Here is a 20985-nt window from a genome sequence, read left to right on the forward strand (position 1 = left end):
TGCCGACGGCGAATGCCATCGGCCGTAGAGAGAACTTCGATTTGAGGGCGGTAAATGAAATCGGACATAAGGCCGGACTTATCATCGGATCGTAGCCGAAGTCAGACGGCCCCCGCCGAAGCCTTACAAAGCAAGGAGCGTATGGCCCGTTTCACTGAGGGGCTGGAGGCCTTCAAGGAAAGAGCGCGGGCAAAGCTCGGAGACGATATTTCGGATCGTGAACTCTTGGAGCACTATTGCACCAAGCGGATGTCAACAGCCTGCATCGAGGGACGAAATGGCACGAAATACTCGCATGCGATTCCGAACTTCCAGTCTCGCCAGTTCCCCCAGGTCTGGATAAAGACGCCGGCTCAGTATTTCGGGGAGACACAGAAAGTCGTGGGGTTTCCTGTCCTGCGAAAGAAGTATCGAGACCCTTTGAAGAAGCTGGCTTTCGACCAGAAGGTCCATGACCCTGAACTCCGCGCAGCGCTGACGCGACGAGCCCTGAAAGCGACCATTCAGCCCGTATCGACCTTCATGAGTTCCTTGCGCCATCGAACAAGCCCGTCGAAACGGGCCGGCGGTAAGGGAGCGCGGACAGGTCCTGCATATATCAATGGAGCAGTCTTCAATCCTGCCGTGTTGATGGCGTTTCTCAACATTTTTCGGATCTACTACAACTGGTTCGAGCCACGTCAATACAAGGGGCCGGGCGCGGCTGCCGGAAGCGAATCTCCGGTCCCAGCAGGAATGTCCTCCATCCGTATCCCGGGCACCAAAGAGACGCTCGAGATCCCGAAAATGGCGACGACGACACCGGTCATGCTGACTCCGGCAATGCGGCTTGGGGCAGATCCGGAGAAATCGAACGGGCAACCTCGCAAGGCACCTGACCCGAGGCGCGTTCTCTATCGGCCTTGGCTCTATCACGGCACGCCGTTGTGGAGGAAGTTCGAGGACCGGTAGACGGCCTATGAGTTGAACCTTCGCCATCCGGAAGATGTGAACAAGGTTGGGCTCAAGAGCGAGGCCGGGTCGCCGAAAAGTTGAGGGCTGGGAAACAGATCGTTTCCCAGCCCTCGTGTCCCATATTCCGGAACGAGCCAGCGCAATGCGGCCGGGCCATTTATCTTCAGGGGGGGATGGGGCTTATGCCTCCATCACATCCTCGCCGTCGGACGCGGTCATGTCAAAGTCCAGCCCGTGCGCCGCGCGAATCTTGTCCTCGATTTCAAGTGCCATGGCGCTGTTTTCCTTAAGGAACGTCTTGGCGTTTTCCCGGCCCTGGCCGATCCGTTCGTCGCCGTAGCTATACCAGCTGCCTGATTTCTCGACGACACCGGCCTTGACGCCCAGATCCAGAATCTCGCCCATCTTCGAGATGCCTTCGCCATACATGATGTCAAACTCCACCTGTTTGAACGGCGGCGCGACCTTGTTCTTGACCACCTTGACGCGGGTGGCGTTGCCGACCACCTCTTCGCGGTCCTTAAGCGAGCCGATGCGGCGGATGTCCAGACGGACCGTGCTGTAGAATTTCAGCGCGTTGCCGCCTGTTGTCGTCTCGGGAGAGCCGAACATGACGCCGATCTTCATGCGGATCTGGTTGATGAAGATCACCGTGCATTTGGTGCGGCTGATCGAGCCGGTCAGCTTGCGCATGGCCTGGCTCATCAGGCGGGCATGCACGCCGACGCTGCTGTCGCCCATGTCGCCCTCAAGTTCGGATTTCGGCGTGAGCGCCGCAACCGAATCGACGACGATCATGCTGACCGCGCCGGAGCGTACCAACGTGTCGACAATCTCAAGCGCCTGCTCGCCCGTGTCGGGCTGAGAGATCAGCAATTCGTCCAGATCCACACCCAGACGGCGCGCATATTGCGGGTCCAGCGCGTGTTCGGCATCGACAAAGGCGCAAACGCCGCCTTTTTTCTGCTCTTCCGCGACGCAATGCAGCGTCAGCGTGGTTTTACCCGAGGATTCGGGGCCATACACTTCGATGATCCGCCCCTTTGGGATGCCGCCGATGCCGAGGGCGATGTCCAGACCCAGCGAACCTGTGGAGGTCGATTCCATGTCGGTAATGGGGTTATCCCCCAGTTTCATGATCGAGCCCTTGCCGAACTGCCGTTCGATCTGCGCAAGCGCGCTGTCGAGGGCCTTCTGCTTGTCTGCGCTTTTCTTGTTATCCATGCTCAAAAGATCTGCCGTTGCCATTGCGTTTCGTCCTTATTCCACACACTGCCTCTAGCGGCAATTGCTGCGTTTGTTCGCTGCTTGTTCCCACCCTACATGAACACAAAGCGTGAACATTTCAAGAAGATTGTTCATATCTTCACTTTCCCGCAGAAGTGTTAAAGAAAGGTTAGGCCGGGTCCGGCGTCAGCGGAGTGAGATATGTTGGTGTTTTCCAAGCATAAACTGGTATTTCTGTCGGTCCCCAAGACTGGCACGACCGCATGGCAGGCCGCGCTGGCGCCGCATGCGTCGATGATCGTCACCGACCCGCCCGAGCTGAAACACGCGCCGATATTCCGTTACAACCGGTTTTTCCGCCCCGCATTGGAAAAATTCATCGGCCCGGATCTGCATGTCATCGCCGTGATGCGCGACCCCATCGACTGGCTGGGCAGCTGGTATCGCTACCGCCAGCGCCCGTTTCTGGAGGGCAAGCCGACCAGCACGGCGGGCATCAGCTTTGACGATTTTGTGCAGGACTATCTGCAAGGCAAGCAACCGCGCCGCGCCAATGTCGGCTCGCAGTCCAAATTTCTGGAGCCTCAGCGCAACGGCACCGCTGCGACCCACCTGTTCCGCTACGAGGACCAACCGGCGCTGGAGCGTTATCTGGAGGGCCGCCTGGGCATAGCGATCAAGCCCGAGCGGCTGAATGCGTCTGCTCCCGCCGAACTGCCACTTGACGGCCAGACGCAGGCGCGATTGCGCCGCAAATACGCGCCCGATTTCAGGCTGCACGCCAGCATCGGCAGCGACGGGCAATACACGCCCGAACCGGTTCCGTCGCCGATAGGGTAATCACCGGCCTGCCATGGTGTGACTGGCATTTGCCATGGATGCTGTTAAGCTCGTTCCATGTTAATCATTTCGCAACCGCCATGCCCTAATTTCGCGACGCGCACAGCGATTTTATCTGCACCCATCCCGCGGTTCACCTTCGGAGCGATGCCATGACACAATACCCCTCAGCAGATGACTTTGCGGCCATCCGGCGCGGTTATGATGCCAACAGCAGCCGGTCCCTGTCGCTGCGCAGTGACGCCTATACCGAGCCGAAATGGTTCGACGCCGACCTGCGCGCCATCATGGCGAAGCACTGGCAATGGGTGTGCCATGTCGAAAAACTGCGCGAGCCGGGCAGCTATTTCGCGCTTCAGGTGGCGGGCCAGCCCATTGCCATCGTGCGCGACCGCGAGGGTATCCTGCGCGCCTTCTACAACGTCTGCAAACACCGCGCGCACGAGTTGCTCAGCGGCGAAGGCGTGACCAGCCGCATCATGTGCCCCTATCATGCGTGGGTCTACAAACTGGACGGCCAGCTGGTACGCGCGCCGGAAACCGAACATCTGGAGGATTTCACCCCCTCCGATATCTGCCTGGACGAAGTGCAGGTCGAGGAGTTCTGCGGTTTCGTCTATGTCAATCTGGACCCTGATGCCAAATCGCTGTCCGAGCAGACCGGCAATCTGGAAACCGAGATCCGCCACTGGGCACCCGATATCGAGAACCTGACGTTTGGCCGCCGTCTGACCTATGACATCAGGTCGAACTGGAAGAATGTCGTCGACAACTTCCTTGAATGTTACCACTGTCCGACCGCGCACAAGGATTTTTGCGATCTGGTCGATATGGACACCTACAAGGTCACGACATATGGCATCTATTCGTCGCATATGGCCGAGGCCGGCAAGGCGCCCAACAGCGCCTATGACGTGTCCAACGCCACGGTGAAAACCCACGCCGTCTGGTGGCTGTGGCCGACGACTTGCCTGATGCGCTATCCGGGACGCTCCAGCATGATCGTACTGAACATCGTGCCTGTCGGGCCGGACCGCACGTTGGAAACCTATGATTTCTATCTGGAAACGCCAGACCCCGACCCGATGGAAGTGGATGCCATGCGCTACATTGACGAGGTTTTGCAGCCCGAAGACATCGGTCTGGTCGAAAGCGTTCAGCGCGGGATGAGCACGCCTGCCTTCACCCAGGGGCGGATCGTAAATGACCCCACGGGTTCCGGCAAATCCGAACATGCGGTGCATCATTTCCACGGCCTTGTGCTGGATGCCTACGCCAAGGCGGCGGAGGAAGCCGCATGAGACTGCAAGGCAAGACCGCCCTCGTCACCGGCGGGCGCGGCGGGATCGGCCGCGCCATCTGCGCGCGGTTTCTGGCCGAGGGCGCGCGCGTCTATGCCGCCGACCTCAGCGAGGGCGGATCGCTGGACCAGCCCGGCGAAGATGCGGACTTCATCCGGCTGGATGTGAGCCGCGAGGATCAGGTGCGCGAAGCGATGGACCGCATCGCGGGTGAGGCCGGCAAGCTCGACATTCTGGTAAACGCGGCCGGGATCGAGATCGAGAAGACCATTGAGGATACCACGCTGGAGGAATGGAACCGCAGCTTTGCGGTCAACGTCACCGGCACGTTCCTGACCTCGAAATACGCCCTGCCCCTGCTGCGCAAGGCGGCCACGGATGGCACCACCGCATCGCTGATCAACTTCGGCTCCTATGACGGGTTCATCGCCGACCCCGGTTTGGCCGCCTATTGCGCGACCAAGGGCGCGGTGCATGCGCTGACCCGCGCGATGGCCTGCGATCACGGCCCCGAAGGCATCCGCGTCAACGCGATCTGCCCCGGCTATATCGACACGCCGATGTTGCAAAGCTTCTTTACCGGCGACGGCTCGGGCGGGGGCGGCAAGGATATCGGCGCATTGCAGCAGGCGGTGCGCGACGTGCATCCCATGCGCGCCTATGGCACGCCCGAGGATGTGGCCAATCTGGTGACATGGCTGGCCAGCGACGAGGCACGCTATGCCTCGGGTCAGCTGTGGGTGCTGGATGGCGGCCTCAGCGCACAAGTCCAGCAGATGAAGCTATGATCTGGCGCAACCCCGTCGCGATTGTCACCGGCGCCGGGCGCGGCATTGGCCGGGCGATTGCGCAGCAAATGATGGCCGATAACTACACCGTGCTGGGCTGCGGGCGCGGTCCGCGACCCGGTGATTTTCCCGGCGGCGCGCATTGGGTGCAGGCCAGCGTCGCCGATACATCGGGCGCGGGGCAGATCACGGCCGCCGCGCAGGCGCTGGGACGGGTCACGCTTCTGGTCAACAATGCCGGCGTTCAGGTCGAAAAAACCACCGCAGGCAGCACCGATGAAGACTGGGATCTGGTGATCGGCGCCAACTGCCGGGGCGTGTTCAACATGTGCCGTGCGGTGCTGCCGGGGATGGAAGAGACAGGCGGCGTGATCGTTAATATCGGCTCGATCTCGGCGTCAGCAGCAGATCCGTCCATGGCGCTCTATAACGCCAGCAAGGCGTTCGTGCATGGCCTGACCCGCTCCATCGCCGTCGATCACGGGCCAAAGGTGCGCTGCAATGCGATCGCGCCCGGCTGGATCCTGACGGACATGGCCGATGACGCGTTTGCGCTTGCCGATGACCCCGACGCGGCGCGCCGCGATGCGCTGGCGCGCCACCCTGTCGGGCGCATGGGCGCGCCCGAGGATATCGCGAATATGGTGTCGTGGCTCGCCTCCGATCAGGCGGCCTATGTCAGCGGCGCCACCTTTACCGTGGATGGCGGGATGACCGCCGCCTCCCCGCTCAATCCGGGATTGTTCTGATGGATCATGCACATACCGCCTGCCTTGGTGCGGGCGTCATCGGTGCCAGCTGGGCCGCCTTGTTCTTGGCCTCTGGCCGCTCGGTCGCCATCTATGACCCCTCGCCGCAGGCCGAGGCGCAGACCCGCGCCTATGTGGAAACCGCCTGGCCCACCCTGACCAGGCTGGGCCTGACGGCGCGCGGCACGCCCGATGCGCTCAGCTTTCACAGCAGCGCCGCCGCCGCCGTGGAGGGCGCGACTTTCGTGCAGGAGAACGTGCCCGAACGCCTGCCCATCAAACACGCCGTCTTTGCCGAGATTGAACCGGCGCTGACCCCCGGCGCCATCGTCGCCAGTTCCGCATCCGGCCTGACGCTGGGCCAGATGCAGGGCGGCTGGGCCGATCCTGCGCCCTTGGTGCTGGGCCATCCGTTCAATCCGCCGCATCTGGTGCCGCTGGTCGAGGTGATGGGCAACGACCACACCGGCCCCGGCATCGCCGATGCCGCCGCCGCGTTTTATGACAGCATCGGCAAGGTCACGATCCGCATCAACAAGGAGGTGCCCGGCCACGTCGCCAACCGCCTGCAAGCCGCCGTCTGGCGCGAGGCGATCCATCTGGCCAATGAGGGCGTCGCCAGCGTCGGTGACATCGACAAGGCGATGTGGGCCGGTCCCGGCCTGCGCTGGGCCGCGATGGGGCCGACCGCCTGTTTCAGCATGGGCGCGGGGCCGGGCGGATTGCAGGCATTCTGCGATCATTTCAGGGATACGTTCAACGGCTGGTGGGATGATATGGGCCAGCCCTATCTGGACGACGCCACAATCGCGATGCTGGTGGACGGCGCGCAGGAGGCGGCGGGCGGGATGAGCCACGCGGACATGCTGGCCCGCCGCGATGCGATGATCACCGCCATGCAGGAGGTGCTGCGCCCGCTAAGGGCAGACTGACGCAAAGCGCGGCGCGCCCGGATGGGGCGCGCCGCGCTGATGTGCAATGGAACAACAGCTTATTCAGCCGCTTTGGACATGTCCGTCATTTCGGCGTTGAAGGTGAACAGCTGCTCGCCGTTGATCGTGTAGCCGTCGATCAGCTCCTTGGCACGGGCGCTGGTCAGCCACGCTTCCAGTTCTTCGGCCAGATCGCTTTTGATGTGGTCGCCCTTGGCTGGGTCCACAGGCAGATAGGCATATTGGTTGAACAGCAGCGGATCGCCCGAAAACAACAGCTCCAGATTGCCCTTGTTGCCGAAATTCAGCCAGCTGGCGCGGTCGGACATGATGTAGCCATCAATCCCGGCGGCGGTGTTCAGCGCGGCGCCCATCCCGGCGCCGACAGCCTTGTACCAATCGCCTTGCGCACCTGCGCCAAAGCCGGCCGCGCTCCACAGGCCCAGCTCTTTCTTGTGGGTGCCGCTGTCGTCGCCGCGGCTGATGAAGGGCGCCTCGGCCTCGGCGATGGCCGCAAAGGCATCGCCGGCGGTGGCGGCATCAGTGATGCCTGCCGGGTCTTCCTTGGGGCCGATGATGACGAAATCGTTATACATGATTTCGCGGCGATGGGTGCCGTGGCCGTCTGCGACGAACTGCTCTTCGGCGGCTTTCGCATGGACCAGCACAGCGTCGACATCGCCCGCCTCGCCCAGCTTGATGGCCTGGCCGGTGCCGACGACCAGGAGCTGCACGTCGATATTGGTGTCTTTCTTGATTTCGGGCAGCAGCACTTCGGCCAGCCCGGAATTGTGAAAGCTGGTGGTGACGGCCATCTTCATCTCTTCGGCGCTGGCCGCAGCGCCGGTCAGGGCGACAGCCATGGCAAGTGTGAGTTTACGCATATAAATACCTCCGATACGTCTGTGGTTCAGGATGTTTTAGTCCACAATGTCGCCCGCCAGAAAGGCCGCAGCGGCGCGGGTGGCGGGGGCATCGAAAAATGTCGCGGCGGGGGCGGCCTCATGCACTTCGCCCCGGCGCAGAAAAACAACCTCTCGGGCCAGGCGCCGGGCCTGCCCCATGTCGTGCGTCGCCATTACGATACGTGTTCCCGCGCCGGTTGCAAGGGTCAATATCGCCTCAATTTCGCGGGTGGCGCTGCCATCCAGCGACGCCGACGGCTCGTCCAGAAACAGCAGTTTCGGCGACGTGATCAGGGCGCGGGCAAGCGCCAGCTTTTGCCGCTCCCCGCCGGACAGGACCGTGGCCAGGCGTCCCTCCATTCCCTCCAGACCGATCCGCGCGCACCATTGGGCGGCCGCCGCACGTGCAGCCGCGCGCGGGGTGCGGGCCAGACGCAAGGGATACATCAGGTTGTCCAGCACCGACCGGCGCAGCATCACCGGAGTTTGAAACACAAACGCCTGCATCTGCTGCGCCTCATGCTGCGGGCAGGCCCAGTCGATGCGCCCGGCGCTCAGCCGCTCCAGCCCGTGCAGCGCCTTCAGCAACGTGGACTTGCCCGCGCCATTGGGTCCGATCAGCGCTGTGATCCCCTGCCCGTCCAGCACCAGATCGACCGGCCCGATCAGACGCTTGCCGCGGCGATGCACGCAAACGCCGCTGGCGCGCATGGGCAAAAGCGCGCTCACCACCGGCCCCCGGTTTCGGTCCGGCTCAGCCAGTGGATCGCCAGATTCACCATGACCGACAGCGCGATCAGCACAAAGCCCAGCCCCAGCGCCAGCGCGAAATTGCCCTTGCCCGTCTCCAGCGCGATGGCGGTTGTCATCACCCGCGTCGCATGGTCGATATTGCCGCCCACCACCATGATTGCGCCCACCTCGCCCACGCCGCGGCCAAACCCCGCCAGCGCGGCGGTCAGCAGCGCCCGGCGCCCATCCCAGAGCAGCGTGGCAATGCGCTGCGCCCGGCCCGCGTTCATCGAGATCAACAGATCGTGATATTCGGCCCAAAGCTCGCGCAGGGACTGATGCGCGATCGAGGCGATCAGCGGCACGATGATGATGACCTGCGCGATGACCATGGCCGTAGGTGTGAAGAGCAGGCCCAGCACGCCCAAGGGGCCACTGCGCGACAGAAACACATACACCACCAGCCCCACCACCACCGGCGGCAACCCCATCAGCGCATTCAGCACCGCGATGGTTGCCCGGCGAAAGCGAAACCGCTGCACCGCCAGCAGCGCCGACAGCGGCAGCGCGATGGCGCAGGCAATCACCAGCGCGGCCAGCGTCACACGCAGGCTGCGCGCGGCAATCTCGTACAGATCCGGATTCAGGCTGATCACCAGCCAAGCCGCCTGTGTCAGCCCGTCCAGAAGGTCATTCATGGCAAAAGTCCGGTCATTCGGGCATCACTTACGGGGGGCCGCGCAGGCGTGCCGATCCTGCGCGCAACGTGGCCGGCCCCGCACCGCGCCGCAACCCGTCATTTTGGGCAGGCGCGTGGGAGCGGGCCGTGAAAAACCCTGCCACCTGATTGCGATGGGGCCGCATTTCAGGTTAACTCTTGCGCAAATGCCCAAAGTCGGCAGCACAGCCAAGCCATGGAGCGACCAATGCAATATATGAAACCGCAAACCGCGGCAGAGGTGTCAGACATCCTCGCCCGCAGCGACGGCGCCGCGCGGATCCTTGCGGGGGGCACCGATCTGCTGGTGCATCTGCGCTCGGGCGCGATCCAGCCCGAGACGATCATCGACATCAAGCATATCAACGGCATCAAGGATATCACCGACGAGGATGGTGGCCTGCGCATCGGTGCCGCCGTGCCCGGCCAGCAACTGGGCGAGCATGCGGGCGCGCGCGCCCTGTGGCCCGGCGTGGTCGAGGCGTTCGAGCTGATCGGCTCGACCCAAGTGCAGGGGCGCTGCACCATGGCGGGCAATCTGTGCAATGGCGGGCCTGCCGCCGACTCCGTCCCGGCGATGATCGCGGCGGGCGCGGTCGCCCGGATCGAGGGGCCGGAGGCGCCGCGCGATTGCAACCTCGAGGATTTCGTGACCGGCCCCGGCAAGACCGTTCTGGGCAAGGGCGAATTCGTCAGCTCCATCTTCCTTCCCGCGCGGCCCGGTGCTGCATCCGACGCCTATCTGCGCTTCATTCCGCGCACGGAAATGGACATTGCGGTGGCCTCTGCCGCTGTAAATATTGAATTGAACAGCGACGGCACGATCAAATCCGCGCGCGTCGCGCTGGGCGCCGTTGGCCCCCGCGCGGTACTGGTGCCGGATGCGGCGGATGCAATCACCGGGTCAAAGTTGGAGGATCCGGCCATCGACGCGCTGGTGCGCGCCTGCGAGGCCGCCGCCAGCCCCATCGACGACAAGCGCGGGACGATCGAATTCCGCACCACCGTGGCCGGCGTTCTGGCCAAACGCGCCGCGCGCATCGCCATGACCCGCGCCCAAAAGCGCGCAGGAGAGAACACATGAAAAATATCCACGTCTCCACCACCATCAACGGCGACGACGCCGAATTCGTCTGCGCGCCCGAGGAAACCCTGCTGGACGCGCTGCGAAACCGCCTTGATCTGAGCGGCGCCAAGGAGGGCTGCGGCACCGGCGATTGCGGCGCCTGCACCGTTGAAATGGACGGGCGGCTGGTCTGCTCCTGCCTCGTGCTGGGGGCCGAGGCGCAGGGTGCGCAGATCAAGACGGTCGAAGGCATGGCCGTCGGCGAGGCGCTGCATCCGTTGCAGCAGGCGTTCATCGACCATGCGGCGCTGCAATGCGGCATCTGCACCCCCGGCATTCTGGTCGCGGCGAAAAACCTGCTGGAGCGCAACCCCGACCCGACCGACACCGAAGTGCGCTATTGGCTGGCCGGGAACCTGTGCCGCTGCACCGGCTATGACAAGATCATCAAGGCTGTTCAGATCGCAGCCGCCGACATGAGGGGCGCAACATGAACTTCCAGTCAAAAACCAAGGCCGATTTCAAGGTCATCGGCACGCGGGTCGCCCGCCCCGATGGTGTGGACAAGGTGACGGGCCGCGCGCTTTATGGCGCGGATTTCAGCGTGCCGGGCATGCAGGTCGGGCTGATCCTGCGCAGCCCGCACGCCCACGCGATCATCAACAGCATCGACGCATCCGCCGCGCTGGCCCTGCCCGGCGTCAAGGCCGTGGTGACCTCCGCCGATTGGCACATGGCCGAGGATGAGGGCCTGCGCGATGTGCAGGACAACTGCCTTGCGCGGGGCAAGGTGCTCTATGACGGCCACGCCGTTGCCGCCGTCGCGGCCAAGGATATGGCCACCGCCAAGGCGGCGCTGAAACTGATCAAGGTGGATTACACACCCCTGCCCCATGTCACCGATGTGGACGCCGCGATGACGCCGGACGCGCCGGTGGTGCAGGAGGCCCGCGCCGACGAATCCGTTCCATCCGGCAGCGGCGCCAATGTCACGCATTACTGCGAATTCGGGCATGGCGATCTGGAGGCCGGCTTTGCACGCGCCGACAAGATCATCGAGCGCAGCTTTACCACAGCCGCCACCCATCAGGGTTATATCGAGCCGCATGCCTGCCTTGCCTCCTACGGCACGGCCGGCAAGGCCGACCTGTGGTGCTGCACCCAAGGGCAGTTCATGGTGCGCGACCTGTGCGCCGGGATCATGGGCATGGAGGGCAGCCAACTGCGCGTGACCGCCTCGGAAATCGGTGGCGGTTTCGGCGGCAAGACCACCGTGTTTATCGAACCCGTTGCGCTGGCGCTCTCCCGCAAATCCGGCCGCCCGGTCAAGATCGTGATGAGCCGCGTCGACGTCTTCCGCGCCACCGGTCCCACCGTGTCCTCCTCCATGGATGTGCGCATCGGCATGACCAAGGACGGCCGCATCACCGCGGGCGAGGCCAGGCTGCGCTATCAGGGCGGCGCGTTTCCCTGCACGACCGTCGACATGGGCGCGCAGGCCGCCTTTGCCGCCTATGACATGCCGGCCGTGCGCACGCAGGGCTGGAACGCGCTGACCAACCGGCCCAAGGAGGCGTCCTATCGCGCGCCCGGCGCACCGATGGCGATCTACGCGGTGGAGTCGGTGGTGGACGAGCTGTGCCAGCAGCTGGAACTGGACCCGCTGGACGTGCGCCTGAAAAACGCCGCCGATGCCGGTACGAAATCCTCCTACGGGCCGACCTTCGACCAGATCGGCCTGATGGCCACGCTGGAGGCCGCCAAGGCGCATGACCACTACCATGCGCCCTTGGGCGAGAACCAAGGCCGCGGCCTGTCCTGCGGCTTCTGGTTCAACTTCGGCGGCAACACCTCGGTTTCGATGATCATCAACAGCGACGGCACCGTGGGCGTCACCGAAGGCAACCCCGATATCGGCGGCTCCCGCGCGTCCATCTCGATGATGGCCGCCGAGGAGCTGGGCATTCCCTATGACAAGGTGCGCACCGTCATCACCGACACAAACAGCATCGGCCATAACGACGTCACCGACGGCAGCCGCGTGACCTTTGCCGTCGGCCTTGCCACGATCAAGGCGGCGCGCGAAGCGATCCGCGTGATGTGCGGACGCGTGGCGAAAATCTGGGGGATCGACGCCGACGCGGTGATCTGGGAGGACGGCGCCGCGAAACCCTCCGGCCCCAACGCGGGAAATTTCGAGCCGATGACACTGGCCGAGATTGCCGCCATATCGTCCGAAACCGGCGGGCCGATTGCCGGCCATCACGAGGTCAACGCCGAAGGCGCCGGCGTCAGCTTTGGCGTGCATCTGGCGGATGTGGAGGTCGATCCCGAAACCGGCGCAACCCAAGTGCTGCGCTACACCGTGTTTCAGGACGCGGGCAAAGCCGTGCATCCCGACTATGTCGAAGGGCAAATGCAGGGCGGCGCGGCGCAGGGCATCGGCTGGGCGCTGAACGAGGAATATATCTATGGCGAGGATGGGTGCCTGCAAAACGCCGGCTTCCTTGATTACCGTATTCCGGTGGCCTCCGACCTGCCCAATATCGACACCGTTATCCTTGAGATCCCCAACCCCGGCCACCCCTACGGCGTGCGCGGCGTGGGCGAGACGCCGATTGTGCCGCCGCTGGCGGCGCTGTCGAACGCGGTCAGCCGCGCCGTCGGCGTGCGTCTGACCGAATTGCCGATGTCACCGCCCAAGATCCTCAAGGCGGTCATGGCAAAGGACTGATCGAAATGGTTCAGGTCAAACTCTGGGGCTCCCTGCGCGATCTGGCCGACGGGAAAGAGGTGGTCGAGGTAGAGGCCAGCAATTTCAAGGAATTGCTGGACGCTCTGGCGGCCAAGTATCCGGCGCTGAAGCCACAAATCGACCGCGGCGTATCGCTCGCGGTCGATGGGCTGGTCTATCGCAATTCGTGGTTTACCGAAGTGAAACCGGACAGCGAAGTGGTGCTGATGCCCTATATGAAAGGCGGGTAACATCCGTATTCAGCCGCGATTTCACAAGTTCCCAAGCTATCAACCTCGCTCGTAATTGCGGATTAGTATCCAGACGCCCCAGATCAGCAGAGTTGGCAGCAAGGCAACCCGAATTATCAGCACCGCAAGTATCGACAGGTAACTTTTGATGAGGTTGTCTGCGTTGGCTACAATCTCATTTGCACGAGCAAGAACTTTCTGGCCCTTCTCGACATAATCTGTCCCGGCTGTGACAGTATCGCGCAGCCCCCCGAACCAGCGATCGTCTTCAGCACTAGGTTCCGGCGTCTCCAACTGCTCCGGTGGCGCATCCGCTAGTATATCGTCAATGACCACCTGATGCCGCATTGCGGGGCGTGATTTATCCATCCTTGCGAATGACCTCGTTCTTCGGATCATACGGGCTGTCCTCGGTCACTGTCGCGTCCCAAAGCTGGTCCATGATCTTGACCTTCAGCACCGTGCCCGGCACCACCAGTTCGGGCTTGATATAGCCCATGCCGATGCTTTTGCCGAAGGCGACCGAGTAGCCGCCGGAGGTCAGGCGGCCAACGCGCTCGCCTTCTGCGGTATAGAGCACCTCGCGACCCCACGGATCGGCATCATCCGGCCCGTCGATCAGCAGGGTGCAGCATTTGGCGCGGATGCCGGTTTCCACCATCGCCTCCTTGCCGTGGAAATCCTTTTCCAGATCGACAAAGCGCGGCAGATCGGCCTCCAGCGGGGTGGCATCGCGGCCCAGCTCGTTGCCAAAAGCGCGGTACGATTTTTCCTGCCGCAGCCAGTTCTGTGCGCGGGCGCCGACCAGCTTCATGCCGTGCTTTTCGCCTGCCTTCTCCAGCAGGTCGAACAGGTAGTTCTGCATCTCGATCGGGTGATGCAGCTCCCAGCCCAGCTCGCCGGTATAGGCGACGCGGATGGCGTTGACGGGGCACATGCCCAGTTCGATCTGGCGGGCCGTCAGCCATGGGAACCGCTTGTTCGACAGGGCCGTTTCGGGATCGGCGTCGATGATCACCTCGCGCAGGACATCGCGCGATTTCGGACCGGCGATGGCAAAGACGCCCCATTGCGTGGTGACATCCTGGATCTCGATATAGCCAAAATCGCCCATCTTGTCCTCGGCGGCCTTGCGCAGGAAATCGGCGTCATATTCGGTCCAGGCCCCGGCAGAGACGAGGTAATATTCGTTCTCGCCCGTCCGCACGATGGTATATTCCGTGCGCGTGGTGCCGTGCGCGGTCAGCGCGTAGGTCAGGTTGATGCGGCCCACTTTCGGCAGCTTGTTGCAGGTGAACCAGTCGAGGAACGCGGTCGCGCCCGGCCCCTTGACGATATGCTTGGAAAACGCGGTCGCGTCGATCAGGCCGACGCCCTCGCGGATCGCGCGTGCCTCGTCCACCGCATATTGCCACCAGCCGCCGCGGCGGAAGGACCGCGCGTCGTGATCGAAATTCTCGGGCGCGTCCAGCGGGCCGTAATAGTTGGGCCGCTCCCAGCCGTTGACAAAACCGAACTGCGCGCCGCGCGCTTTTTGCCGGTCATAGGCGGGCGCGGTGCGCAGCGGGCGGCAGGCCGGGCGTTCTTCGTCCGGGTGGTGCAGGATATAGACGTGCTCGTAGCATTCCTCGTTCTTGCGCGCGGCGAATTCGGTGGTCATCCAGTTCGACGAATAGCGCTTGGGGTCAAGGCTCGCCATGTCGATCTCGGCCTCGCCGTTCACCATCATCTGGGCAAGGTAATAGCCGGTGCCGCCCGCCGCCGTGATGCCAAAGCTGAAGCCTTCGGCCAGCCACATGTTGCGCAGGCCCGGCGCAGGGCCGACCAGCGGGTTGCCGTCGGGTGTATAGCAGATCGGGCCGTTGAAATCGTCCTTCAGCCCGCATTCCTCGCAAGACGGGATGCGGTGGTTCATCGCCATGTACTGATCCTCGATCCGCTCCAGATCGAGCTGGAACAGATCGGCGCGGAAGCTGTCGGGCACGCCATGCTCAAACCGGGCGGGCGCGTTCGGCTCGTAGACGCCCAGAATCCAGCCGCCGCGTTCTTCGCGTACATAGGATTGCGCGTCGGCGTCGCGGATCACGGGATGCTCCACATTGCCCTCGGCGCGGAATTTGACCAGCGCGGGGTCCTGATCCATCACGATGAACTGATGCTCGACCGGGATCGCAGGCATCTTGATGCCCAGCATTTTCGCGGTGCGCTGCGCGTGGTTGCCGGAGGCGGTCACGACATGCTCGGCTGTGATGACAACCTGCTCGTCAGAGGGCACCAGATTGCCGCCCTTCTCGACCATCTTGGTGGCGGTCACTTCCCACGCCGCGCCGTTCCAGTGGAACGCATCGGCCTGCCATTTGCGTTCGATCATCACGCCGCGCTGGCGGGCGCCCTTGGCCATGGCCATGGTGACATCGGCGGGGTTAATATAGCCGTCGGTCTGGTGATAGAGCGCGCCCTTGAGGTCATCCGTGCGGATCAATGGCCATTTCGCCTTGATCTGGTCGGGCGTCATCCATTCGTAGGGAACGCTGCAGGTTTCGGCGGTCGAGGCGTAGAGGCGGTATTCATCCATCCGCTCCTCGGTCTGGGCCATGCGCAGGTTGCCGACCACGGCAAAGCCGGCGTTCAGGCCCGTCTCCTCCTCCAGCGTTTTATAGAACTTGATCGAATAGTCGTGAATGTGGGTCGTGGCGTAGCTCATGTTGAAATAGGGCAGCAGGCCCGCCGCGTGCCATGTGCTGCCCGATGTCAGCTCGTCGCGCTCCAGCAGCATGACATCATCCCAACCGGCGCGCGCCAGATGATAGGCAATCGAGGTGCCGACGGCACCGCCGCCGACGACAAGGGCTTTGACAGTGGTTTTCATGTGCTGCGCTCCGATGGCAAGTGTTGCCCCGCTTTTATCATCTCCAGCACGGCGCGCGCGGCGCGGACGACATAACGTCATGCAAAACCGACGCGGGCCTTATCGCGCCAGCGCGGCATCCAGACGGCCCACCGGAAAATACGGCGCCAGCAGCGGGCGCAATTCGGCCCGGCGCGGTGCGGTGGGATCGTAGAGTGCATAGCACAGGTAATCCTCGACCAGTGCGGCCTGCTGCTCGTACCCGAATTTGAGGAATGTCGCGTCTGGCCCCGGCACATAGAAATAGGGGTCCATGTTCGCAAAACTCTCGAACGCGGCCCGCGCCGGACGGTAGCCGGTGGCCCGGCGATGCTGCCATTGCCAGACATGCACCAGCTCATGCGCCAGAACCAGCGCCTGCGGAAAGCGCGCGGACCGGGGCCAGTCCGGCGCCAGATCGGCGCGGTAGAAATCGCGGCTCATGTGAACGCGGCTCCACAGCGCCCAGCCGGGGGGCGGGCCGCTGCGCGGCTCGGGCGATGTGCGGTCGCACAGGCCGCTGATCTGATTTTCGCGCATAACCGGGTAAAGGTCGGATGTGTCCGGGGTTTCCGGTGCGGCCGGCATCGCCGTAAATCCGCGGGCGATGCGCACCCTGTCCAGATCCAGTGCGGGGCCAATGACATCCGCCGCAAAGGCCCGCTCGTTCGGGGTGAGCGGGCGCGCGCAGGCCGACAGCGCCAGCGCGCAAGTTGCCGCTGTGATGATCCGCCTGATGGCTCGATTCTGCCTCATTCCGCCGCCCCCTGTCGCCGCCCGCAGTCTTGCGCGTTTGCGCGCAAAAGGCCAACGCGCAATAGGCATCGGAGCGCGCCGTATCAGTCGCGGCAGAACCGCCCTGCCGATCCGTCAAGGCAGCTGACGCCGCCCGACATTTGCAATCGCTGCGGAGGGGGCGGCGCGTCTGGTTACGCCGCGTCGGGCTGGACGATGGCGACCGGGTTTGAGTGGGGCGCGCCCCCCTCTGGACGGGCTTGCGGCGCAGGCTCAACCGGTGCGGGCGTCGCCCGTGCGCGATAGGTGGCAAGGTAGGCTGTGGCCGCAAACGCGCCGGGCGCCTGTCCGGCGGCGCCCGCTTGATTGACATAATCAACCGCGATAACGGCGGCGATTGCGGCGGCGCCAAAGCCGATGGAAAAGTAATTCATGTTCAGGCCCTGTCTGCATCATGCTGTGCTGATGATCGGCCTGAAACCGGGCGTTTTTATGATGCGGGCGCGGCGGTATTCCGGCGCGGCCGTCATTCGCCGATGGCCAGCCCCTCGCGGCGCGGATCTGCGCCGCCTTGCAGGCGGTCGCCGATGACGATGGCGTGCAGTCCGGAATTGAGGCCGCGCAGCTGCACCTCGTAACCCATTGCGCGCAATGGGTCTGCCAAGGCGACGGCGCTGGTCCCCTCCTCCAGATCATAGGTGCCGAAGCGGTTGGTCAGATGTGGCATTTCGGTCATCTGCTGCACGTCCATGCCCCAATCCAGGGAGGCAATGACCGCGTTGGCCACATAAGGGATGATCTGGCTGCCGCCCGGCGATCCCAGCACCAATACCGGCGCGCCGTCCTGCATCACGATCGTCGGCGCCATGGAGGACCGGGGCCGCTTGCCCGGCTCGACCCGGTTGGCGATGGGGCGCCCACCCTCGTGGCTGGCAAAGCTGAAATCCGTCAGCTCGTTATTCAGCAAAAACCCGGCGGCCATGATGCGAGAGCCAAAGGCGTTTTCGATCGTGGTGGTCATCGACAGCGCATTGCCGTAGCGATCCACAATGGAAATATGCGAAGTGGACGGCAGCTCGATCGCGTTGTCATCACCCCAGAGCTGCGCGTGGTCAAATTCGGGCGCACCCGGCGCCACATCCGGCAGCGCATCACGGAGATCCAGAAGCGCGCCGCGCTGCTGTAGATAGGCAGGCGCCAGAAGGCCCTGAACCGGCACCGGCACGTAATCGCTGTCGGCCACGAAACGCCCCCGGTCGGCAAAAGCCAGCCGCGTGGCATCGCCGATCAGGCGGCGCGCCTGCGCGTCATCCGGGCCAAGCGCGGCCAGATCATACTGCGCCAGCGTGCCCAGTATCTGGCCCACGGCAATGGCGCCCGACGATGGCGGGCCCATCCCGCACACCTCATGCGCGCGGTATGGCGCGCAGACAGCGGCGCGTTCCTTGACCGAATAGAGCGCCATATCCATCAGCCTCAGCGCACCGGGATTGCCGGGCGCCGATTGCACCGCGCGGATGATCTGGCGCGCGATGGTGCCGGTGTAGAACGGTCCCGGTCCGTCCTCTGCAAAGGTTTGCAGCGTTTGCGCATAGGCCGGATTTGTCAGCCTGTCGCCCGCTTTCAGGATCCGGCCACCGGGCATGAAATAGTCGCGCGTGGCGGCAAACCGGTCCAGCGTGTCGGCGTTTGCGGCGATGGAGGCGGCCATGCGCGGGCTGACGTCAAAGCCGTTCGTCGCATGGTCCTGTGCCTCGGTGAACAGGTCCGGCCAGCTTAGCCGCCCCCAGCGGGCATGCGCCTCGGCCAGCAGCATGGGGGTGCCCGGCACGCCCACGGACCGGCCGCCAACGACCGCATCCATAAAGCCCAGCGTCCGCCCGTCCGCATCCTGAAACAGCAGCGGCGTGGCGGCAATCGGCGCGGTCTCGCGCCCGTCAAGCGTGGTCAGCTGACCGCTGGCCGCGTCGTACCAGACCAGAAACGCGCCGCCCCCAAGGCCCGAGCTTTGCGGCTCCACCAGCCCCAGCACCAGCTGCACGGCCACCATCGCATCGGCTGCCGTGCCGCCCTGCCGCAATACCCGCGCCCCTGCCCGGCTGGCCAGCGGATGCGCCGCAACCACCATCCAGTCATCGGCCAGAACGGGGGCGCCCGTGTCCTGCGCCTGAAACGCGCCGATTTCGGGCGCAACGGCATCGCTGGCCTGCTGCGCAGTCGCAGAGCCGGCCAGCAGGGCAAGTGTCAAAACCAGCGCGCGCATCGGGCTACAGCATCGCCGGAATGACCTGATCGGGCGGGCGATGGCCGTCCTGAAACGTCTTGATATTCACCAGAACCTTTTCACCCATCTCAATGCGGCCCTCATTGGTGGCCGATCCCATATGCGGCAACAGCACGACATTCTTCATCTCGCGCAGGCGCGGGTTGGCCGCATCCTCGTACACATCCAGCCCCGCGCCGCCGATTTCGCCCGCGCGCAGCATCCGCGTCAGCGCGTTCTGGTCAATAACTTCGCCGCGCGAGGTGTTCACGATCACCGCGCCCTCCTTCATCAGCGCCAGACGGCGCGCATTCATCAGATGAAAGGTCGATGGCGTATGCGGGCAGTTGACGGAAATCACATCCATCCGCGCCACCATCTGATCCAGGCTCTCCCAATAGCGCGCGCCCAGCTGCTCTTCGGTTTCAGGGCGCAGGCGCTTGCGGTTGTGGTAATGCACCTCCATGCCAAAGGCCGCCGCGCGCCGCGCCACCGCCTGCCCGATCCGGCCCAAGCCCAGAATACCCAAGCGCCGGCCCGACACCCGCCCGCCCAGAAGCGCGGTGGGCGACCAGCCGCGCCATTCGCCGGTCTGCATCAATGACAGCCCTTCGGGAATGCGGCGCATCACGCTCAGCATCAGCGCAATGGTCATGTCGGCGGTATCATCGGCGGACACGCCCGGCGTGTTCGACACCAAAATGCCCCGCTGCCGCGCGGTGGCGACATCAATGTGATCCACCCCGGCGCCATAATTCGCAATCAGCTTCAGCCGGTCACCCGCCTGCCCGATCAGCCCCGCATCAATCCGGTCTGTCAGCGTCGGCACCAGCACATCACTGCTGCGCATCGCATCCACCAGCTCCTCGCGGGTCATGGGTGTGTCGTCCTCGCGCAGCGTGGTATCAAACAGCTCGCGCAGACGGGCCTCGACCGGTTCAGGCAAGCGCCGCGTCAGGGCAACACTCAGGCGTTGAGATGGCATGAAGCGTCTCCTTGATCTTCCATGTTCAATATCTTCATGGCATGGTGGCGCAGTAACGGGCGAGGCACAAGAACCCCGCAGGTCATAACGGGCAGAAATCTGACTATGGTCAAGCCATTCCAAACGCTCTGGGCGTTGGCGCTTGCCGCCGCGCTTCCTTTGGCTGCCGCAGCGCAGGATCGCGGCCAGGTCACCAATCTGCCGCTGCCGCGGTTCGTGTCAATGAAAGCCGCCGAGGGCTATGTGCGGCGCGGTCCCAGCCGCACCCACCGCATCGACTGGATCTTTCGCAAGCGCGACACGCCGCTGGAAATCACCGCCGAGCATGGCCACTGGCGCCGGGTGCGCGACCGCGACGGCGCGGGCGGCTGGATGCATTACTCGCTGCTGTCGGGCGTGCGCACCGTTCTGATCGAACAGGACATGCTGCAAATGCGCGGCAGCCCCGATCCCAAGTCGCTGGTGGTTGCGCAGCTCGAACTGGGCGTGATCGCACGGATCGAGGAATGCACGCGCGACTGGTGCGATCTGTCCGTCGGCGGCTATGGCGGATGGGTGCCAAAATCGGCCATCTGGGGCGTCGGCGCCGAAGAAATACTGGACTGAACCGCCCTGCCCGCCACGTCGCTGATCGCGCCGCACCGAAGCCCGCCAAAAACATGTGGAAAAGGCAAAAATTTTTGCCTTTCGGTCTTGCACCCCATGCCGGGCCAGAGTAATCACCACGCCAAGTTGGGGTGTAGCCAAGCGGTAAGGCATCGGTTTTTGGTACCGTGTATCGTAGGTTCGAATCCTACCACCCCAGCCATTTCTCTTTTACATTACAGACCATTGGCCTCAGGGCCTCGTCAGGGCCAGAAATGCCCCTGATAATGCCCCCTGTATGGGGTAGCCATAGGTGTGCCCCGGTTGTGGTCC

21 protein-coding genes and 1 tRNA gene are annotated in these 20985 nt (G+C 63.9%); 12 read left to right on the forward strand and 10 right to left on the reverse strand.

What is annotated here, in order from left to right; all coding sequences use genetic code 11:
- Positions 1-141 precede the first annotated feature (141 nt).
- On the forward strand, positions 142-951 hold the full coding sequence (locus tag DQ230_RS15625; RefSeq protein WP_203228102.1) for a hypothetical protein: 810 nt from the start codon (positions 142-144) through the stop codon (positions 949-951).
- A 183-nt stretch (positions 952-1134) separates the two neighbouring features.
- Here DQ230_RS15625 and recA read toward each other — a convergent pair whose 3' ends face one another.
- Positions 1135-2202, reverse strand: coding sequence for a recombinase RecA (gene recA, locus DQ230_RS15630; RefSeq protein ID WP_113913530.1), 1068 nt, complete (start codon positions 2200-2202; stop codon positions 1135-1137).
- Between the two features lie 180 nt (positions 2203-2382).
- On the opposite strand from recA, the gene DQ230_RS15635 reads away from it, so the two are divergent.
- From DQ230_RS15635 to DQ230_RS15655, 5 genes are all read left to right on the forward strand, one after another.
- Positions 2383-3021, forward strand: coding sequence for a sulfotransferase family protein (locus DQ230_RS15635; protein WP_113913531.1), 639 nt, complete (start codon positions 2383-2385; stop codon positions 3019-3021).
- A 152-nt stretch (positions 3022-3173) separates the two neighbouring features.
- Complete coding sequence (locus tag DQ230_RS15640) at positions 3174-4322, forward strand: aromatic ring-hydroxylating oxygenase subunit alpha (RefSeq protein ID WP_113913532.1); 1149 nt, start codon at positions 3174-3176, stop codon at positions 4320-4322.
- Positions 4319-5110, forward strand: a complete 792-nt coding sequence (locus DQ230_RS15645) for an SDR family NAD(P)-dependent oxidoreductase (RefSeq protein ID WP_113913533.1) — start codon at positions 4319-4321, stop codon at positions 5108-5110. Before DQ230_RS15640 ends, DQ230_RS15645 begins: the two co-directional genes overlap by 4 nt.
- On the forward strand, positions 5107-5859 hold the full coding sequence (locus DQ230_RS15650; protein WP_113913534.1) for an SDR family NAD(P)-dependent oxidoreductase: 753 nt from the start codon (positions 5107-5109) through the stop codon (positions 5857-5859). Before DQ230_RS15645 ends, DQ230_RS15650 begins: the two co-directional genes overlap by 4 nt.
- Positions 5859-6791 (forward strand): 3-hydroxyacyl-CoA dehydrogenase NAD-binding domain-containing protein, encoded by a 933-nt coding sequence (locus DQ230_RS15655; RefSeq protein WP_113913535.1) that lies wholly within the window; start codon positions 5859-5861, stop codon positions 6789-6791. Before DQ230_RS15650 ends, DQ230_RS15655 begins: the two co-directional genes overlap by 1 nt.
- A 59-nt stretch (positions 6792-6850) precedes the next feature.
- Here the strand turns inward: DQ230_RS15655 and DQ230_RS15660 are convergent, their stop codons facing one another.
- The 3 genes from DQ230_RS15660 to DQ230_RS15670 are packed head-to-tail and all read right to left on the reverse strand — an operon-like array spanning position 6851 to position 9126.
- Positions 6851-7675, reverse strand: a complete 825-nt coding sequence (locus DQ230_RS15660; RefSeq protein WP_113913536.1) for an ABC transporter substrate-binding protein — start codon at positions 7673-7675, stop codon at positions 6851-6853.
- A 36-nt stretch (positions 7676-7711) separates the two neighbouring features.
- Positions 7712-8425 (reverse strand): ATP-binding cassette domain-containing protein, encoded by a 714-nt coding sequence (locus tag DQ230_RS15665; RefSeq protein ID WP_420820895.1) that lies wholly within the window; start codon positions 8423-8425, stop codon positions 7712-7714.
- Positions 8422-9126, reverse strand: a complete 705-nt coding sequence (locus DQ230_RS15670; protein WP_113913537.1) for an ABC transporter permease — start codon at positions 9124-9126, stop codon at positions 8422-8424. The genes DQ230_RS15665 and DQ230_RS15670 overlap by 4 nt, the downstream gene beginning before the upstream one ends.
- A gap of 228 nt (positions 9127-9354) precedes the next feature.
- Between DQ230_RS15670 and DQ230_RS15675 the strand changes: the two genes are divergently transcribed.
- Genes DQ230_RS15675 through DQ230_RS15690 form a run of 4 tightly spaced genes read left to right on the forward strand, consistent with a single transcriptional unit; the run spans position 9355 to position 13197 of the window.
- Positions 9355-10230 (forward strand): FAD binding domain-containing protein, encoded by an 876-nt coding sequence (locus DQ230_RS15675; protein WP_113913538.1) that lies wholly within the window; start codon positions 9355-9357, stop codon positions 10228-10230.
- A complete protein-coding gene (locus DQ230_RS15680) occupies positions 10227-10706 on the forward strand; it encodes a (2Fe-2S)-binding protein (RefSeq protein WP_113913539.1) in 480 nt (159 codons plus the stop codon). The genes DQ230_RS15675 and DQ230_RS15680 overlap by 4 nt, the downstream gene beginning before the upstream one ends.
- Positions 10703-12946, forward strand: coding sequence for a xanthine dehydrogenase family protein molybdopterin-binding subunit (locus DQ230_RS15685; protein ID WP_113913540.1), 2244 nt, complete (start codon positions 10703-10705; stop codon positions 12944-12946). The genes DQ230_RS15680 and DQ230_RS15685 overlap by 4 nt, the downstream gene beginning before the upstream one ends.
- 5 nt (positions 12947-12951) lie before the next feature.
- Entirely contained in the window at positions 12952-13197 is a 246-nt protein-coding gene (locus DQ230_RS15690) for a MoaD/ThiS family protein (RefSeq protein ID WP_113913541.1), read from the forward strand.
- Positions 13198-13236: 39 nt separating this feature from the next.
- Here the strand turns inward: DQ230_RS15690 and DQ230_RS15695 are convergent, their stop codons facing one another.
- The 6 genes from DQ230_RS15695 to DQ230_RS15720 form a co-directional block, all read right to left on the reverse strand.
- A complete protein-coding gene (locus DQ230_RS15695; RefSeq protein ID WP_162497476.1) occupies positions 13237-13566 on the reverse strand; it encodes a hypothetical protein in 330 nt (109 codons plus the stop codon).
- Positions 13559-16066: a GcvT family protein gene (locus tag DQ230_RS15700; protein ID WP_113913543.1), complete on the reverse strand. Its 2508-nt coding sequence runs from the start codon at positions 16064-16066 to the stop codon at positions 13559-13561. The genes DQ230_RS15695 and DQ230_RS15700 overlap by 8 nt, the downstream gene beginning before the upstream one ends.
- 99 nt (positions 16067-16165) lie before the next feature.
- Positions 16166-16840, reverse strand: a complete 675-nt coding sequence (locus DQ230_RS15705; RefSeq protein ID WP_113913544.1) for a hypothetical protein — start codon at positions 16838-16840, stop codon at positions 16166-16168.
- A gap of 173 nt (positions 16841-17013) precedes the next feature.
- A complete protein-coding gene (locus DQ230_RS15710) occupies positions 17014-17253 on the reverse strand; it encodes a hypothetical protein (protein WP_113913545.1) in 240 nt (79 codons plus the stop codon).
- A gap of 92 nt (positions 17254-17345) precedes the next feature.
- Positions 17346-19082 (reverse strand): gamma-glutamyltransferase, encoded by a 1737-nt coding sequence (gene ggt, locus DQ230_RS15715; RefSeq protein ID WP_113913546.1) that lies wholly within the window; start codon positions 19080-19082, stop codon positions 17346-17348.
- Positions 19083-19086: 4 nt separating this feature from the next.
- Positions 19087-20067: a 2-hydroxyacid dehydrogenase gene (locus DQ230_RS15720; protein WP_113913547.1), complete on the reverse strand. Its 981-nt coding sequence runs from the start codon at positions 20065-20067 to the stop codon at positions 19087-19089.
- Between the two features lie 105 nt (positions 20068-20172).
- On the opposite strand from DQ230_RS15720, the gene DQ230_RS15725 reads away from it, so the two are divergent.
- Entirely contained in the window at positions 20173-20673 is a 501-nt protein-coding gene (locus DQ230_RS15725; RefSeq protein ID WP_113913548.1) for an SH3 domain-containing protein, read from the forward strand.
- Positions 20674-20800: 127 nt separating this feature from the next.
- A tRNA-Gln gene (locus DQ230_RS15730) sits at positions 20801-20875 on the forward strand.
- The last annotated feature ends 110 nt before the right edge of the window (positions 20876-20985 follow it).

It is taken from the genome of Roseovarius dicentrarchi, from assembly GCF_003316635.1.
GTDB lineage: Bacteria > Pseudomonadota > Alphaproteobacteria > Rhodobacterales > Rhodobacteraceae > Roseovarius > Roseovarius dicentrarchi.

Bases quoted from the DNA above. Each gene is read 5' to 3' on its own strand.
- DQ230_RS15625 (WP_203228102.1), top strand. From the start codon at position 142: ATGGCCCGTTTCACTGAGGGGCTGGAGGCCTTCAAGGAAAGAGCGCGG.
- recA (WP_113913530.1), bottom strand. From the start codon at position 2,202: ATGGCAACGGCAGATCTTTTGAGCATGGATAACAAGAAAAGCGCAGAC.
- DQ230_RS15635 (WP_113913531.1), top strand. From the start codon at position 2,383: ATGTTGGTGTTTTCCAAGCATAAACTGGTATTTCTGTCGGTCCCCAAG.
- DQ230_RS15640 (WP_113913532.1), top strand. From the start codon at position 3,174: ATGACACAATACCCCTCAGCAGATGACTTTGCGGCCATCCGGCGCGGT.
- DQ230_RS15645 (WP_113913533.1), top strand. From the start codon at position 4,319: ATGAGACTGCAAGGCAAGACCGCCCTCGTCACCGGCGGGCGCGGCGGG.
- DQ230_RS15650 (WP_113913534.1), top strand. From the start codon at position 5,107: ATGATCTGGCGCAACCCCGTCGCGATTGTCACCGGCGCCGGGCGCGGC.
- DQ230_RS15655 (WP_113913535.1), top strand. From the start codon at position 5,859: ATGGATCATGCACATACCGCCTGCCTTGGTGCGGGCGTCATCGGTGCC.
- DQ230_RS15660 (WP_113913536.1), bottom strand. From the start codon at position 7,675: ATGCGTAAACTCACACTTGCCATGGCTGTCGCCCTGACCGGCGCTGCG.
- DQ230_RS15670 (WP_113913537.1), bottom strand. From the start codon at position 9,126: ATGAATGACCTTCTGGACGGGCTGACACAGGCGGCTTGGCTGGTGATC.
- DQ230_RS15675 (WP_113913538.1), top strand. From the start codon at position 9,355: ATGCAATATATGAAACCGCAAACCGCGGCAGAGGTGTCAGACATCCTC.
- DQ230_RS15680 (WP_113913539.1), top strand. From the start codon at position 10,227: ATGAAAAATATCCACGTCTCCACCACCATCAACGGCGACGACGCCGAA.
- DQ230_RS15685 (WP_113913540.1), top strand. From the start codon at position 10,703: ATGAACTTCCAGTCAAAAACCAAGGCCGATTTCAAGGTCATCGGCACG.
- DQ230_RS15690 (WP_113913541.1), top strand. From the start codon at position 12,952: ATGGTTCAGGTCAAACTCTGGGGCTCCCTGCGCGATCTGGCCGACGGG.
- DQ230_RS15695 (WP_162497476.1), bottom strand. From the start codon at position 13,566: ATGGATAAATCACGCCCCGCAATGCGGCATCAGGTGGTCATTGACGAT.
- DQ230_RS15700 (WP_113913543.1), bottom strand. From the start codon at position 16,066: ATGAAAACCACTGTCAAAGCCCTTGTCGTCGGCGGCGGTGCCGTCGGC.
- DQ230_RS15705 (WP_113913544.1), bottom strand. From the start codon at position 16,840: ATGAGGCAGAATCGAGCCATCAGGCGGATCATCACAGCGGCAACTTGC.
- DQ230_RS15710 (WP_113913545.1), bottom strand. From the start codon at position 17,253: ATGAATTACTTTTCCATCGGCTTTGGCGCCGCCGCAATCGCCGCCGTT.
- ggt (WP_113913546.1), bottom strand. From the start codon at position 19,082: ATGCGCGCGCTGGTTTTGACACTTGCCCTGCTGGCCGGCTCTGCGACT.
- DQ230_RS15720 (WP_113913547.1), bottom strand. From the start codon at position 20,067: ATGCCATCTCAACGCCTGAGTGTTGCCCTGACGCGGCGCTTGCCTGAA.
- DQ230_RS15725 (WP_113913548.1), top strand. From the start codon at position 20,173: ATGGTCAAGCCATTCCAAACGCTCTGGGCGTTGGCGCTTGCCGCCGCG.